Source organism: Streptomyces parvus (assembly GCF_032121415.1).
Classification (GTDB): domain Bacteria; phylum Actinomycetota; class Actinomycetes; order Streptomycetales; family Streptomycetaceae; genus Streptomyces; species Streptomyces globisporus_A.
In genome coordinates this window covers 5,117,023-5,131,775 of record NZ_CP135079.1, presented here as the reverse complement: position 1 = coordinate 5,131,775, position 14,753 = coordinate 5,117,023, and the positions used below count along the sequence as shown (strand labels likewise).

Annotated in this window: 16 protein-coding genes and 1 pseudogene; 6 read left to right on the top strand and 11 right to left on the bottom strand. The window is 71.2% G+C overall.

The window, feature by feature from the left end:
* The first annotated feature begins 352 nt into the window (after positions 1 to 352).
* Entirely contained in the window at positions 353 to 1,564 is a 1,212-nt protein-coding gene (locus RNL97_RS24195; protein ID WP_243316421.1) for a glycoside hydrolase family 64 protein, read from the top strand.
* Between the two features lie 159 nt (positions 1,565 to 1,723).
* Entirely contained in the window at positions 1,724 to 2,398 is a 675-nt protein-coding gene (locus tag RNL97_RS24190) for a peptidoglycan-binding domain-containing protein (protein ID WP_030580336.1), read from the top strand.
* A 51-nt stretch (positions 2,399 to 2,449) separates the two neighbouring features.
* Here the strand turns inward: RNL97_RS24190 and RNL97_RS24185 are convergent, their stop codons facing one another.
* The gene (locus RNL97_RS24185; protein WP_030580332.1) at positions 2,450 to 2,974 is read right to left on the bottom strand and encodes a hypothetical protein; all 525 of its coding nucleotides are present in this window, start codon (positions 2,972 to 2,974) and stop codon (positions 2,450 to 2,452) included.
* A 248-nt stretch (positions 2,975 to 3,222) separates the two neighbouring features.
* Between RNL97_RS24185 and RNL97_RS24180 the strand changes: the two genes are divergently transcribed.
* A complete protein-coding gene (locus tag RNL97_RS24180; RefSeq protein ID WP_030580329.1) occupies positions 3,223 to 3,831 on the top strand; it encodes a YceI family protein in 609 nt (202 codons plus the stop codon).
* 79 nt (positions 3,832 to 3,910) lie between these two features.
* On the opposite strand, the gene RNL97_RS24175 is transcribed toward RNL97_RS24180, so the two are convergent.
* The 4 genes from RNL97_RS24175 to RNL97_RS24160 form a co-directional block, all read right to left on the bottom strand.
* Entirely contained in the window at positions 3,911 to 4,942 is a 1,032-nt protein-coding gene (locus RNL97_RS24175; RefSeq protein WP_313751189.1) for an iron-siderophore ABC transporter substrate-binding protein, read from the bottom strand.
* Positions 4,943 to 5,043: 101 nt separating this feature from the next.
* Positions 5,044 to 5,907: an ABC transporter ATP-binding protein gene (locus RNL97_RS24170; RefSeq protein ID WP_243315273.1), complete on the bottom strand. Its 864-nt coding sequence runs from the start codon at positions 5,905 to 5,907 to the stop codon at positions 5,044 to 5,046.
* Position 5,908: 1 nt separating this feature from the next.
* Positions 5,909 to 6,991 carry a FecCD family ABC transporter permease gene (locus tag RNL97_RS24165; RefSeq protein ID WP_030580318.1) on the bottom strand — a complete coding sequence of 361 codons (1,083 nt, stop codon included), beginning with the start codon at positions 6,989 to 6,991 and terminating at the stop codon, positions 5,909 to 5,911.
* The gene (locus RNL97_RS24160) at positions 6,988 to 8,061 is read right to left on the bottom strand and encodes a FecCD family ABC transporter permease (protein ID WP_030580315.1); all 1,074 of its coding nucleotides are present in this window, start codon (positions 8,059 to 8,061) and stop codon (positions 6,988 to 6,990) included. The genes RNL97_RS24165 and RNL97_RS24160 overlap by 4 nt, the downstream gene beginning before the upstream one ends.
* Before the next feature lie 209 nt (positions 8,062 to 8,270).
* On the opposite strand from RNL97_RS24160, the gene RNL97_RS24155 reads away from it, so the two are divergent.
* Together RNL97_RS24155 and RNL97_RS24150 are read left to right on the top strand one after the other, a co-directional pair.
* Positions 8,271 to 8,840, top strand: coding sequence for an MSMEG_1061 family FMN-dependent PPOX-type flavoprotein (locus tag RNL97_RS24155; RefSeq protein WP_030580312.1), 570 nt, complete (start codon positions 8,271 to 8,273; stop codon positions 8,838 to 8,840).
* A gap of 144 nt (positions 8,841 to 8,984) precedes the next feature.
* A complete protein-coding gene (locus tag RNL97_RS24150; protein WP_030580309.1) occupies positions 8,985 to 9,281 on the top strand; it encodes a hypothetical protein in 297 nt (98 codons plus the stop codon).
* 89 nt (positions 9,282 to 9,370) lie between these two features.
* Here RNL97_RS24150 and RNL97_RS24145 read toward each other — a convergent pair whose 3' ends face one another.
* Positions 9,371 to 9,979: a GNAT family N-acetyltransferase gene (locus RNL97_RS24145; protein WP_313751187.1), complete on the bottom strand. Its 609-nt coding sequence runs from the start codon at positions 9,977 to 9,979 to the stop codon at positions 9,371 to 9,373.
* A 96-nt stretch (positions 9,980 to 10,075) separates the two neighbouring features.
* Here RNL97_RS24145 and RNL97_RS24140 point away from each other — a divergent pair, with 96 nt between their 5' ends.
* Positions 10,076 to 10,549, top strand: coding sequence for an NUDIX hydrolase (locus tag RNL97_RS24140; protein WP_030580303.1), 474 nt, complete (start codon positions 10,076 to 10,078; stop codon positions 10,547 to 10,549).
* A gap of 66 nt (positions 10,550 to 10,615) precedes the next feature.
* On the opposite strand, the gene RNL97_RS24135 is transcribed toward RNL97_RS24140, so the two are convergent.
* From RNL97_RS24135 to RNL97_RS24115, 5 genes and pseudogenes are all read right to left on the bottom strand, one after another.
* On the bottom strand, positions 10,616 to 12,139 hold the full coding sequence (locus RNL97_RS24135; RefSeq protein WP_030580300.1) for a catalase: 1,524 nt from the start codon (positions 12,137 to 12,139) through the stop codon (positions 10,616 to 10,618).
* Positions 12,140 to 12,280: 141 nt separating this feature from the next.
* On the bottom strand, positions 12,281 to 12,547 hold the full coding sequence (locus RNL97_RS24130) for a GlsB/YeaQ/YmgE family stress response membrane protein (RefSeq protein ID WP_030580298.1): 267 nt from the start codon (positions 12,545 to 12,547) through the stop codon (positions 12,281 to 12,283).
* 203 nt (positions 12,548 to 12,750) lie between these two features.
* A complete protein-coding gene (locus RNL97_RS24125) occupies positions 12,751 to 13,356 on the bottom strand; it encodes a dihydrofolate reductase family protein (RefSeq protein ID WP_243315269.1) in 606 nt (201 codons plus the stop codon).
* 136 nt (positions 13,357 to 13,492) lie between these two features.
* Complete coding sequence (locus tag RNL97_RS24120) at positions 13,493 to 14,458, bottom strand: NAD(P)/FAD-dependent oxidoreductase (RefSeq protein ID WP_030580292.1); 966 nt, start codon at positions 14,456 to 14,458, stop codon at positions 13,493 to 13,495.
* Between the two features lie 95 nt (positions 14,459 to 14,553).
* Positions 14,554 to 14,658, bottom strand: a pseudogene (locus RNL97_RS24115) (ATP-binding protein); the annotation flags it as partial.
* Between the last annotated feature and the right edge of the window lie 95 nt (positions 14,659 to 14,753).

Sequence of the window (14,753 nt, the reverse complement as noted above, 5' to 3'; positions counted from 1 at the left end):
ACTTCGGGGCCGGGGGGCGACTCCGTCCAACAACCCCGGTGCGTTAGTCCAAGTCGGCAGTACGGGGGCCGACTCGCGGCCCCGTTCACCTCTTGGCCGGGAATACCCCCTTCCGGTCACAGTTCGCACCCACTCGGTTCCGGCAAGTACCGCTTCGGGGCGTCGAGTTGTGAAGACTCGGAGTTTTTGAGAGCGCTCTCAGTCGCAAGTATTGACGGTCGTGCCGGGCCTCGCGAGAGTGGTGCGCACCGCAGGCACCCCCCACGGTTCCTGACCTCCCCCGCGCCACCCCCCACCCCCCGCCTGCGGCCCCCCCACCACCTCGGGAGTCCCCCTCGTGATTTCACGCCGAATGTTCCTGACCGGCGCCGCCGCATCGGCCGCGGCGCTCACGTACCCCGCCTGGGGCACCGCTCTGAGCCCTCGTGCGTCGGCGGCCCCCGCGACCTGCGAACTGGCCCTGGAGAACAAGTCGTTGCCGGGCACGGTGCACGCGTATGTGACCGGCCATGAGCTGGGCACCGACCGCTGGGTGCTGCTGAAGCCGGACGGCGGCGTCTACCGCCCCGACTCCCCCGGCGCGCCGCAGACCCCGCTGCCCGTCGACTGCGCCATCCCGCTCAAGGGCGCGGGCGCGGGACCGGTCGTGCTGACCCTGCCGCAGATGTACGGGGCGCGGGTCTACTTCGTCCGCGACGACAAGCTGGACTTCTTCCTCAACCCGGGCCCGTCCCTGGTGGAGCCGGCCTTCGCGACGCCGACGGACCCGAACTACGGTCGGACCTGGGCGTTCGCCGAGTTCACCTTCAACACCGAGCAGCTGTACTCCAACATCAGCTACGTGGACCTGATCACCGCGCTCCCGATCGGCATCACGCTGGAGGGGGACGCCACCCACGTCGTCGCCCCGCACCCGGAGGGCGCGGTGGAGCGGATCGCGGAGGACCTCACCGCCCAGGCAGCGGCCGACGGGCAGCCCTGGGACAACCTGATCACGCGGGGCGACGACGGCAAGGTGCTACGGGTCGTCTCGCCGCAGAACATCATGGCGCCGTACTTCGACCGGCCGGACGAGATGCCGTTCCGGGGCCTGTTCGAGGCGCAGATCGACGAGGTGTGGGAGAAGTACCGCTCCGAGGACCTGCGCATCGACCTCCAGGGCGGCCGGGGCACGCTGGCGGGCCGGGTCAGCGGTGACGTCCTCACCTTCGAGGGCGGCCACACCTTCACCAAGCCGGCGACGAAGGACATCTTCACCTGCAACCACGGGCCGTTCACGAACAACCCGGACGACTCCGACGACAAGAAGGCGATCCTGGCCCGGCTGGCGGCGGGCTTCAACCGCTCGATCATGCTGAGCCACCCGAGCCAGCCGAACGGCACGTCCACGGCGGACTACTACACGACCGCGGTCACCAACCACTGGTCCCGGGTGGTCCACGCGAACAGCCCGATCGGATACGCGTTCCCGTACGACGACGTCCGACCGGACGGGGAGCCGGACGTCTCGGGCGCGGCGCACGACGGGAACCCGCGCCGCTTCACGGTGAGCGTGGGCTCCTGACGCCCGCCCGGTAGGCCCGTGTGTGCCCCCGCCCGACGGGCGGGGGCACACCCATGTCCGGGACACTCCCTGCCGCCGCCCCCGACGACCCGATACCTCATCAATTGACACGATGTGTGGCGTTCTTGACTTCGTCGCCTCGCCCCGGGACGGTGCCGTATGCGAATGAACCGACTCCCCCACCGGCTGCTCACGGCCGTCGCCGCCGGACTGCTGCTGACCGCCGCGGCCCCGGCCCACGCGGACCCCGCCCCGCCGTCACCCGCCCCGCAGGCCTCCGGCGCCCACGGCCTGCGCGCCTTCCAGCAGAGCTACGGCCTCCCCGCGACCGGCCGGGTGGACACCACCACCGCGCAGCTGCTCAAGACCGCCCCGGACAGCGAGCTGCGGACGTTCTTCGCCGCCCCGTCCGACCTCGGCCCGGAGCAGCTCGCCCACGCCCGGACGGTCATCGGCGTCGGGAAGGGGGCGGAGCTCCCCGAGGAGGCCCAGGTCATCGCCCTGATGACGGCGATGCAGGAGTCGAAGTTCGTCAACTACACCTCGCCGGCCGACCATGACTCGCTCGGCGTCTTCCAGCAGCGCCCGAGCATGGGCTGGGGCACGCCGGCGCAGATCACGCACGTGCCGACCGCGTCCAAGTCCTTCTACGGACTGCCCTCGCCCAGCGCCAATCCGGGCCTGCTCCAGATCGACGGCTGGGAGTCGATGGAGCCGGGCGATGTGTGCCAGGCGGTCCAGCGGTCCGCGTATCCGGACCGGTACGCGCAGTGGGAGGACTTCGCCCGGGACCTGCTGGAGCGGGAGGGCCCGGACGCCGACCCGATCCCGTAGGCGTGCGAGGGGCCGCCCCGGTGCGGGACGGCCCCCGGCGAAGCTCCCCTGTCAGCAGCCGCCGCAGTTGTAGTAGGTCACGTCCCAGTGGTTGCCCTCGTCCGCGTAGATGTTGCCGGATCCGGACTGGTACTGGCGGGCGCCGTCGCCGCGGGTGCCGATGTAGGTGAAGGTGCCGGTGACGTAGTTGTTCACGCAGGTGCTCTTGGCGAAGTCGAGCTTGTAGCCGTTCCAGTGCGAGTACGTTCCGCCGGCGTGCCCGGTCTCCGTGCCTCCGGTGATCCTGAGCGCGCAGCCGGTGGCGCTCTTGAGGGTCTGCGCGCCCTGGGCGCTGGCCAGGTTGAGCTGGTCGAACGACGTGCAGGTGGGGTTGTTCCGGTCGGAGCAGCCACCGGAGGACGACCAGGTGATCCCGGACGAGCTGAACCGGGAGGTCGCCTGCGCGTGGGTCAGCTTGGTCACGGCGTGCGCCTCGGTGGCGCCGCCTCCGAGGACGCCGATCCCGGGCGCGAAGAGCGCGCCCAGCACGAGTGCCAGGGCGGTGAGGGCGGAGCGGAGTCGTGGACGGGTGACCATGGGGGGATTCCTCCTGCTCATGACAAAACAGTGGGCGTACGGGAACGGGTCCGCGTACACCGGGGCAGGGAGATAGTGCCCGAGATCTACGCGCGTCCGCCAGAGGGCGAGAGGCTCCGGAGCACCCCCGCATCCACCCGCGCCACGCTCGCGCAGCGCTGAAGGTTGAAACTTGAACAAGACAGAGCTACAGTCAATCTCGTTGAAGGTTAAACAACCTCCACGTACACGTCCCCCGAGGAGGAGCCATGGCTCTGTTCAACCGCAAGTCGACCGCCACCGCCGAAGCCCCCGCGGTGGACCCGGCACTCGCCGCCCTCACCGGCACCTACGCCCTCGACCCGGCGCACAGCAGCATCGGCTTCACGGTGCGCCACGCGATGGTCACCAACGTGCGCGGCTCCTTCGGCGAGCACGAGGGCACCCTGGTGCTCGACGGCACGGATCCGGCGAACTCCTCCGCCTCCATCGACGTGAAGATCGCCAGCGTGGACACCGGTATCGCCGACCGCGACGGCCACCTGGTCAGCGGTGACTTCTTCGACGCCGAGAAGTTCCCGCTCATGACGTTCCGCTCGACCAAGGCCGAGCAGCTGGGCGGCGATGCGTACCGGATCACCGGCGACCTCACCATCAAGGACGTCACGCGCCCGCTCTCCATCGACCTGGAGTTCAACGGCTCCGCCACCGACGTCTACGGCAACGAGCGCGTCGGCTTCGAGGGCAGCGCCGACATCCTGCGCTCCGACTGGGGCCTGACCTGGAACGCGGCGCTGGAGACCGGCGGCGTGATGGTCAGCGACAAGGTGAAGCTGACCTTCGACATCTCCGCGATCAAGGCGGCCCCGGCAGCCTGACACCCTGACCTGCACACGCGCAGCGCCCCGCACCCGGATCTCCCGGGGACGGGGCGCTGCGCGTGTGCAGGTCGGCCGGCTACTTCGCGACCTTCTCCGCGAAGAGCGGGACGACCTTCTCCAGCGCGTACGAGACGGACAGGATGGAGTCCGTCGCGAACGCCTGGGAGATGTCCTTGTCGTCGAAGACGATGGCGTTGCCCGCCTTCACCGACGGGACCGCCTTGTACAGCGGGTCGCCGCTGATGTCCGTGGCCGGGATGCCGATCGGGGTCATGACCGTCAGATCGGCGTCGAGCAGGTCCAGATTCTCCTTGGAGACGGACACGGAGAAGCCCTCGCCGGCCCGGGCCTCGGCCTTCGGGTTGTTCTTGAAGCCGAGCCGCTCGACGAAGTCGATCCGCCCGGTGCCACCGACGTAGACGCCGAAGCCCTCGGACGTACGCGAACCGACCGTGATGGTCTTGCCCTTGAACTCGGGGTGGGCCTTCGCGGCGGCCTCGAACTTCTCCTCCGTCTCCGCGATCAGCTCCTCGCCCTTCTCCGGTACGCCCATGGCGGCGGCGATCATCATGGTCTGCTGCTCCCACGAGATCTTGTACTGATCCCCGCCCTTCGGCACGCCCACGGTCGGGGCGATCTTCTTCAGGGTGTCGTAGCGGGTCCGGTCGCCGCTGGACTTGGTGTCCAGGATCAGGTCCGGCTGAAGGGAGGCGATCTTCTCGAACTCCGGCTCCATCGTGCCGATGAGCTCGGGCTTCTTGTCGTACATGCCCTTGGCCCACGGGCCGACGCCCTCGCCGCCGAACGGCAGCCAGTCGCTGGCCCCGACCGGCTGGCCGCCGAGCGCGAGCACGGTCTCGGCGTCGCCCCAGCCGAGCGCGACGATGCGCTTGGGCTGCTTGTCGACGGTGACCTCGCCGAACTTGGTCGCGACCTCGGCGGGGAAGGCGCCTGCGGAGGCTTTCCCGGAGGCGGAGGAGGACGCGGAGCTGTCGGAGTCGTCCGACGAACCACAGGCCGAGAGGCCGACGAGCAGGGCGGCCACGGCACCGGCCACCAGGACGGGGGTACGGCGGGCGCGCCGGGCGCGGGAAGCGGAAGCGTTCATACCCTTAGGCTAGCCTCACCTAATGACAACGGTGCCATCGGGTCGACCTCAGTGCCCTGCTCCCCCGTACGCCCCAGAGTCCGCGCCCGTACGTGCGAAGCTCAGGCGGCCGGGTCCTTGACGTGGTGGCGGCCCAGCGGCACGACCATCGGGGTGGCCGACGCCGGGTCCTCGATCACCGAGCAGCGCATCCCGAAGACCTCTCCGACCAGCTCCGCCGTGACGATGTCGACCGGCCGGCCCTCGGCGACGATCCGCCCCGCCTTCATCGCGATCATGTGGTCGGCGTACCGGCAGGCAAGGTTCAGGTCGTGCAGCACGGCCACCATGGTGACGCCCTGCTCGCGGTTGAGGTCGGTGAGCAGGTCGAGGACGTCGAGCTGGTGGCTGGCGTCGAGGTAGGTCGTCGGTTCGTCGAGCAGGAGGATGTCGGTGTGCTGGGCGAGCGCCATCGCTATCCACACCCGCTGGCGCTGGCCGCCGGACAGCTCGTCCACCGACCGGTCGGCGAGTTCGAGGACATCGGTCGACAGCAGCGCCTGTGCGACCGCCCGGTCGTCCTCCGCGCTCCAGCGGCGGAACCAGCCCTGGTGCGGGTAGCGGCCGCGCCCGACCAGGTCGGAGACGGTGATGCCTTCCGGGGCCGTGGGGCTCTGCGGCAGGATGCCGAGCACGGAGGCGACCTCCTTGGTCGGCATCTCCTGGAGGGACCGGCCGTCCAGGAGCACCGCCCCGGCGGAGGGGGCCAGCAGCCGGGCCATCGCCCGCAACAGGGTCGACTTGCCGCAGGCGTTGGGGCCGACGATGACCGTGATCTTCCCGGGCGGCACGGCGACGCTCAGACCGGGGACGATCTCGCGTTCGCCGTAGCCGAGCCGGACGTCCCGGGCTTCCAGAGTGTGTTCGGCCACGACAGGGCCACACCTTTCGTCGTCCTTGTCCTTCTGGACTGTCTGCTTCGCCATCTCAACCCCCGCTGCCGACGCGGTTGGCGCGGGCCAGGAGCAGCAGCAGGTACGGGGCCCCGATGATGCTGGTGACCACGCCCACCGGCAGCTGCACCGGAAACAGGTGCTGCGCCGCGAAGTCCGCGACCAGGACGATCAACGCCCCGGTCAGGGCGGCCTGCGGCAGGGCCGCGCCCCGGCCCGGGACCAGCCGGCGGGCGATCGGGGCGGCGACGAACGCCACGAACCCGACGGGCCCGGCGGCGGCGGTCGCGACCCCGGCGAGCGCCGTCGCGCAGGCCAGCAGCGCGAGCCGGCCGCTCTCGACCTGCGCGCCGAGCCCGGCCGCGGCGTCGTCCCCGAGCTGGAGGGGGCGCAGCGCGTGGGCGGCGAGGACGGTCAGCGGTACGAGGAGGCCGAGGGCGATGAGGAGCGGCCACATCTGGCCCCAGGAACGGCCGTTGAGGCTGCCCGCGAGCCAGCGGAACGCCTCCTGCGCGTCAGTGGTCTCGGAGCGGGCCATCACGTACCAGACGATGCTGGAGAGCCCCATGCCGACGCCGATGCCGACGAGGACCAGGCGCTGTCCTGCGGTGCCCTGCCGCCACGCGAGCAGATAGATGGCGGCTCCGGCGACCAGGGAGCCGGTGAGGGCGCTCGCGGACAGGGCGAGTCCGCTGACCTGGAAGAGCAGGGCTGCGGTGACGGCGACCGCACTGGCCCCGGCGCTGATGCCGATGAGGTCGGGGCTGGCGAGCGGGTTGCGCAGCACGGTCTGGAAGACGGCTCCGGAGAGTCCGAAGGCGATGCCGACGAGGATCGCGAGGAGGGCGCGGGGCAGCCGCAGGTCCAGCACGACGAACCGTGATCCGCCGTCGCCACCGCCGAACAGGGTGGCCACGACCTTCCCCAGGGGCATCACCATGTCGCCGAAACTGAGCGAGACGCCGAACACGACCACCACGGCGGCGAACAGGCCCGAGCCGACGAGGACGGAGCGGCGCAGGCCCCGGCCGCGTACGGCGGAGACCTGGCGTACGGCGTCGGTGAGGCGCTCGTCGTCGGCGGTGGCGTTCCTGGCGACGACCGGGGTCCGGCTCACAGTTCCACCAGCTTCCTGCGGCGGACCAGCCAGATGAAGGGGATGCAGCCGATCGCGGCCGTGACCACGCCGACCTGCACCTCGCCCGGGCGGGCGATGACCCGGCCGACGATGTCGGCGACGAGCAGCATGACCGGGGCGAGCACCATGCTGTACGGGAGCACCCAGCGGTAGTCGGGCCCGGTGATGAGCCGGGCGGCGTGCGGTACGGCGAGGCCGACGAAGCCGATGGGCCCGGCGACGACGGTGGCCGCGCCGCAGAGGATCACCACGGCGAGGGCGGACACCATGCGGATGGCCCCGACGCGCTGGCCGAGGCCGCGGGCGAGGTCGTCGCCGAGGGAGAGGGCGTTGAGCTGCGGCCCGAGGGCCAGGGCGAGGACGGTGCCGACCAGGATGAACGGCGAGACCTGCCACAGCACCTCGGAGCCGCGGGCGGTCAGCGCACCGAGCTGCCAGAAGCGGAACTGGTCGTAGCTGCCTCGGTCCTGGAGCAGGATCGCGCTGGTGATCGAGGTGAGGACGGCGGCGGTCGCGGCCCCGGCCAGGGCCAGCTTCACCGGTGTCGCGCCTTCCCGCCCGAGCGAGCCGACCCCGTACACGAGGAGGGCGGCGAGCAGCGCGCCGAGGAAGCCGAACCAGATGAACTGGGTGGCGACGGTGAACCCGAGCAGGGTGATCGAGCAGACGACGGCCACGGAGGCACCGGCGTTGATGCCGAGGAGCTGGGGGTCGGCGAGGGGGTTGCGGGCGACGCCCTGCATCACCGTGCCCGCGAGGCCGAGCGCCGCACCGGCCAGCAGCCCGGCGACGGTGCGCGGGATGCGGACCTCCTGGACGATGAGCTGCCCCTTGACGGCCGTGTCCGGATCGAGCACCCCGTCGACGACGTCGCGGAAGGGCACATCTCCGGAGCCGATGGCCAGACTGGCGACGGCGGTGAGGAACAGCACGGCCAGGGCGGCGAGCAGCCCGAGGGCGAGCACGGGCCGGCTGCGCTTGCGCCGCGCTTCCTTGCCGCCGTCGGCCGACGCCTCCCTCCCCTTCTCCAGGAAGGCCGAGCCGCTCACGACCCGGCCGCCGGAATGCGGTGGTGCACTGTTGTTCGTTCCTCACGCTGGTTCGTCGGCGCCGGGGAGCGCCCCCGGCGCACGGGAGACGCCCTCATCGGCCGGTCCACCCCGGACGGGAAACATAAGGGGGCCCAAAGTAAGGTCACCCTAACAGCGCCTGTCAGTGCGGCGCGCTGCCGCACCCCCACGAGCTCCGGAGCACCGCCTTGTCGTACGCCGCAGACCCCACCGCACCCGCCGCCGGCCCGCTGGCCGGGGCCGTACCCCTGGGCTCGGCGGACGAACTGCGCGAGCTTCTGGGCACCCCGCACCCGATCGTCATCGACAAGGTCCACGACCGGCTCACCGACGACGACCTGGCCCTGCTGGCCCGCTCGCCGTTCTGCACCCTGGCCACGTCCGACGCGGACGGCAACTGCGACGCGACCCCGCGCGGCGACACCCCCGGCTTCACCCATGTCCTGGACCGGGGCACGATCGCCCTCCCCGACCGCCCGGGAAACCGCCGCGCGGACAGCTTCCACAACATCCTGTCGAACCCGCACGTGGGCCTGCTCTACCTGATACCGGGCGCGATGGACGTCCTGCGTGTCAACGGCCGCGCCCGCATCCTCACGGACGCGCCGTTCTTCGACGCGATGACCCTGAAGGGCCAGCGGCCGAAACTGGCGCTGGTCGTCGAGATCGACGAGATCTTCCGCCACTGCCCGGCCTCGCTGAAGCGGTCGGGGGTGTGGGCGCCTCGGACGTGGGCGGGGGCGGAAGCGACGGGGTGACCGGCCGGCGATCCGCTGCCACCGGTACGTGAAGCGCGCCTCGGTGCCTCCCGCACGCTCACCCGATTGCCGCGTCCCCTCGGCCGGGCCCTGTCGTTGTCGGGATGTGACAGCTGAAGTCTCGCAGAGAGATGTGCCGACCCCATGACTGAAGAAACCATCCTGCTGAGGGACTTCCTCGCCACGATGAACCGCCTCCAGGCGGAGTTCGAACGGCGACTCGACGGCATCGAACGCGAGGCCCCGCCGGGGGCGCCACCGCACGGCGTCTCCGGTGCGACGGCAGATCCCTGGCAGCCCTGGAGCAGTCACGACCTGGGCCGCCCCCTCGGGCTGGAGGCCATCTGGGCCGACACCCGCAGTTCACCGGTCGGGCGAGCGGACGCGCCGGGGACGCGGCCCCTGGCGGAGAAAGCGCTCTTCACCGCGTACCCCGACTGACCTCGCCCCCTGGTCGGCGACGCTCCCCGCTCAGCCGGAGTTCCGGAGAAACGTTCCCGCGCGGCGGGAACGTCCCTCCACCCGTCCGGTCAGACGGCGCGCGGCGCGCGCCGCATCACCCACAGCGCCGGGCCGCCGCCCGGCAGCCGCGCCTCGCCGAGCACCGCGAAGCCGAAGTGCTCGTAGAACGGCAGGTTGTCCGGCTTGGAGGACTCCAGGTAGACCGGCAGGCCCGCCGCGTCGGCCTTGGCCAGCCCGGAACGCAGCAGCGCCGCCCCGTGCCCCTGGCCCCGGGCTGCCGGGTCGGCGCCGACGACCGCCAGATACCAGTGCGGCTCCTCGGGACCCTGCTCGGCGGCCGCCACGACCGCCTTCCGGAACAGCGGCGCCCGGTCGCCGAGGATCTCCTCCAGCTCCGCGACCGTCTCGGCGTCGGGAACGGACTTCTCCTGGCCTTCCGGCGTCACCCAGAACGCGGCAGCCGACGCGGTGCGCTCGCACACCCCGTGGCGGCCGTACTGCCGGGTGAAGATCGTCGTGAAGTACCGGACCAGGTCGGGCTCGCGCGAAGCCCCGCCGGGGAAGAACCACCCCATCATCGGGTCGTCGGCGAAGGCGCGGGCCAGGGCGCGGCTGATCTCCGGGGCGTCGTCGAGCGTGGCCGCCCGCGGAGTGTTCGTTATCGACATACGGGTCATTCTGCACGCTGATGATCTTGAGCGGGGAGGGGGGTCGGGGTCCCCAGCCCCGGACACCGGCCCCCGGATACCGGATACCGGAGATAGCCTCGCGCAATGGACCGACGCCTGGCCGCGTACGCGGTGTGCATCGAGAACGGCCGTGTGCTCCTCGCGCTGGCCGTGAGCCGGGACGGCGACCGCGTCTGGACCCTCCCGGGCGGCGGGGTCGAGCACGCGGAGGACCCGTTCGACACGGTGATCAGGGAGATCACCGAGGAGACCGGCCTGGAGGCCGTGGTCGAGCGCCTGCTCGGCGTGGACTCGCGGGTGATCCCGGCGGACGAGCGCCGCCTGCCCGGCGCGCCGGAGCTGCAGAACGTCGGCGTCTTCTACGGTGTCCGCGTCACCGGCGGCACGCTCCGTCCCGAGCCGAACGGCGACACCGCCGAGGCCGTGTGGACTCCGCTGTCCCAGGTCGCCCGCGTGCGCCGGTCGTCGCTGGTGGATGTCGGGATCGCCCTGGCGCAGAGCCTCCCGCCCACCGGGCACGTGCCCGGTGTCCCGGTCGGCGGGCTCGTCCAGCACTGAGAACGAACCCGGCCGCCGGCCCCCCTGACGGGAGACCGGCGGCCGGACCTCAGGGCCTCGCGCCCTTTACGCCTTGCGCTGCATCGACGAGCGGGCCGGGTTGCCCTGCTCGGCCGCCTTCGGGTCCTTCTCGCCCGCCTTCGCGCGGACGCCCTCCTGGATGCGCTTGCCGATGGTCGCGTCGATGTTCGACCAGTACTGGAACGCCCGCTGGAGCACCGGCTCGGTCACGCCGTTCAGCAGGTGGCCGACCACGTTGTCCACCAGCCGGTCCCGCGCCGCGTCGTCCAGGACCTCGCGGACCATCGTGCCCGCCTGGCCCCAGTCGTCGTCCTCGGCGTGGTCGACGTAGGCCGCCCGGGTGATGTCCCCGTCGGCGTACCAGCTCGGCGGGGTGCCGTAGCGTGCCGTGTCGGCCTCCGGGCCGCCCTTGGAGTTCGGGGCGTAGACCGGGTCCGTGGTCTTCCGGTACGCCATGGCCCCGTCCTTGGAGTACGTGTTCACCGGGACGACGGGGGCGTTGACCGGCAGCTGCTGGTAGTTGCCGCCGATGCGGTGGCGGTGCGCGTCCGCGTAACTGAACAGCCGTGCCAGGAGCATCCGGTCCGGGCTCGGGCCGATGCCCGGGACCAGGTTGTTCGGCTGGAAGGCCGCCTGCTCGATCTCGGCATGGTTGTCCGTGGGGTTGCGGTCCAGCGTCATCCGGCCGACCTCGATCAGCGGGTAGTCGCCGTGCGGCCACACCTTGGTCAGGTCGAACGGGTTGAACCGGTAGTCCTTCGCGTCCTCGTACGGCATGATCTGGACCTTGAGGGTCCAGCTCGGGAAGTCGCCGTCGCGGATGTGCTCGAACAGATCACGCGTGTGGTAGTCCGTGTCCGCCGCCGCCATCTGGTCGGCCTCGTGCTGCGTGAACGTCTCGATGCCCTGGTCGGTCTTGAAGTGGTACTTCACCCAGAACCGCTCACCGTCGGCGTTGATCCACATGTACGTGTGCGAGGTGTAGCCGTTCATGTGACGCCAGGTGCGCGGGATGCCCCGGTCCCCCATCAGCCAGGTGACCTGGTGGGCCGACTCCGGCGAGAGGGTCCAGAAGTCCCACTGCATGTCGTGGTCGCGGAGGTTGTTGTCCGCCCGGCGTTTCTGCGACCGGATGAAGTGCTGGAACTTCATCGGGTCCTTCACGAAGAACACGGGGGTGTTGTTGCCCACCATGTCGTAGTTGCCTTCGCTGGTGTAGAACTTCACCGCGAAGCCGCGCGGGTCGCGCCAGGTGTCCGGGCTGCCCCGCTCGCCCGCGACGGTGGAGAACCTGACGACCAGATCGGTCGTGGCACCGGGCTGGAAGAGCGCGGCCTTCGTGTACGCGGAGACGTCCGCGGTCACCTCGAACTTGCCGAAGGCGCCGCTGCCCTTGGCGTGCGGCTGCCGTTCGGGGATGCGTTCGCGGTTGAACTGAGCCATCTGCTCGATCAGGTAGGAGTCCTGGAGCAGGATCGGCCCGCCCGGGCCGACGGTGAGCGAATGCTCGTCGCTCTCCACCGGGGCACCGGAGTCGGAGGTAGTCGGCTTACGGGTCGTGTCCGTCATGTCCTCGTGTCCTCTTGTCGGTCGTGCGCGGGAGTGGAGCCTCGGCTCGGCTCTGCTCCACGGCTACCCTGTCGCGCCTCTGCCAATGTAGGCATATGCGGACGAATCGTCCCGTCGAGAAGTCCGCCGCGGTCGCCCGGCTCAGCGGGCCCTGTTCCCCGCGACCAAGCGGTAGAGAGCGAGCACGATCACCGAACCGACGACTGCGGCGATCCACGTCGACAGACTGAAGAATCCGTCGATCGAGTCGACCCCGAAGATCACCTTGCCGAGCCAGCCGCCGAGCAGCCCGCCCACGATCCCGATCAGCATCGTGATCAGGCAGCCTCCCGGATCCTTGCCCGGCATCAGCGCCTTGGCGATGGCGCCCGCGAGCAGGCCGATGAGGATCCACGCGATGATGCCCACGGACATCTCCCTTTACGTTGCCGAGGCCCGGCGCCCTCGTGGCACCGGGGACCCTTCGCGTATCCCCGTAACCGGAACTCACACATCCGCCAGACCCCTGCTGTCACCCCGGGGACCCGTATTCGCCTCTCGCGTTACGCCGGACGGGGCCGGGCGGCGGGCGGCGGGCGGCGGCGCGTTCGGCACGTGAGGAGGTTCCGGCATCACGCGGGCGACCCGAGCGGTGGGTGTTCCAGCACGCGGGGCTTGTACTCGACCAGTTGCGTGCGGCCGTCGAAGGTGCGGTGCCCGATCATGTCGAGGGCGACGTCCGGGTAGCCGTCGTAGATGCGCTCCGCGCCCGTGGCCCCGGTGATCACCGGGAACATCACGACCCGGAAGCGGTCGACGAGCCCGGCCCGCAGCAGGGACCGGCACAGGCTGAGGCTGCCGATCGTGCTGAGGAGCCCCGAGCCGTTCTCCTTCATCGCCCGGACCGTCTCGACGGCGTCGTCGCGGACGAGCGTGGCGTTGGCCCACGTCAGCGGCGACTCCAGCGAGGAGGAGAACACCACCTTGGGCGCGCGCGTGAGCTCGTCGACGGACGCCTCCTCTTCGGGCCGGAAGTCGTCCTGGCCGCTCGGAACCTCGCCGGCGGCGAAGCCGGACATCAGGCGGTAGGTTTTCGCCCCCATGAGGTAGGTGGCCTGGGGCTGCTCACCGAGCCAGGCAAGGTACTCCGGGCCTTCCAGGCCCCAGTACCCGGGCCAGCCCTCTCCCGATGCGCAGCCGTCGAGGGAGGTGATGAAATCGACGAGAAGCTCCGACATGGCGGGGGTCCTTTCCTTGGGTGTCATGAACCTCGGGTGGTGAACCTCGGGCGTCATGAACCTGGGTGTCATGAACTTGGACCGGCCGCGCGCCGTGAACTCATCGGACCGTTCGGTTCTCGACGGCGAAGAGCCGCTAAGCCCGCCGGGCCGCCACCGCCAGCCGGGTGTCCTCGGTGATCAGGTCGCCGTTGAGTGCGCCCGCCGCCATGAGCCCGGCCGCAGCGGCACCGATCACCTGCTCGGTGAGGCGGGTGACGTTGCCCGCCGCCCAGACTCCGGGGACCTCCGTCGCGCCGGTCGGGTCGGTCGGGACGTACGAACCGATCACCACCCCGCCCATCTCCTGCGCCGCGGGCTCCAGCCCCAGCGACTCCAGGACCGCCGAGCGGGCGGTGAACCGGGCCTGCACCACCAGCGCCTCGCGCGGGACCACCCGTCCGGACGCCAGCGTCACGCCGGTGAACCGGTCGTCCGTGACCTCCAGCCCCGCCACCTCGCCGTCCACGACCGCGACGCCGCGGGCCGCCAGCTGCTCGTACTCCTCCTCCGTGGGCTCCGGGCCCGTGTGGAGGAAGAGGGTCACGTCGTCGCTCCACTGCCGCCACATCAGCGCCTGGTGCACGGCGAGCGGGCCGGTGGCGAGCACGCCGATCGGGCGGTCCGCCACCTCGTGGCCGTGGCAGTAGGGGCAGTGCAGCACCTCGCGCCCCCACCGCTCGGCCAGCCCCGGCACGGGCGGCAGCTCGTCGACGAGCCCCGTCGTCACCAGCAGCCGCCGCGCCTCGAAGCTCCGGCCGTCCTCCGTCACCACCCGGAAGCCCCGCTCCCCGTCCCCGGGCAGCCGCTCGGCCGAGGCCACCCGGCCCTCGACGATCTCCGCCCCGTACCCGGCCGCCTCGCCCCGGCCGATCGCCAGCAGTTCGCCGGGCGGGGTCGACTCGCGGCCCAGGTAGTTGTGCACATGGGAGGCGGGGGCGTTACGGGGCTCCCCCGCGTCGATCACCAGCACCGAGCGCCGGGCCCGCCCCAGGGCCAGCGCCCCGCTCAGGCCGGCGGCCCCGCCACCCACGATCACCACGTCGTACCGCTGCTGCTTCATGTCGCTCCTCCTTCGTCACGCGGCATCACCACCGCTCGACGACGAGAGTGCGCCCGTACCGCCGAAACGACAAACATCCTTGCCGAAACAGCAACTCATACGATGCTGAACTCGCACCACACGATCTTGCCGGGGTTCCGCTCGGCCACGTCCCACTTGTCGGTCAGCGCCGCGACGAGCAGCAGCCCGCGCCCGCCACCTGGAGCGCCTTCGTCCACGGCAGCGGCACCGCCCCTCTGAGCGCCCGGCAGTGAACCGCCCCGGCCGCGGCGGCGGCCGGGGCGGTTCGCTGTCC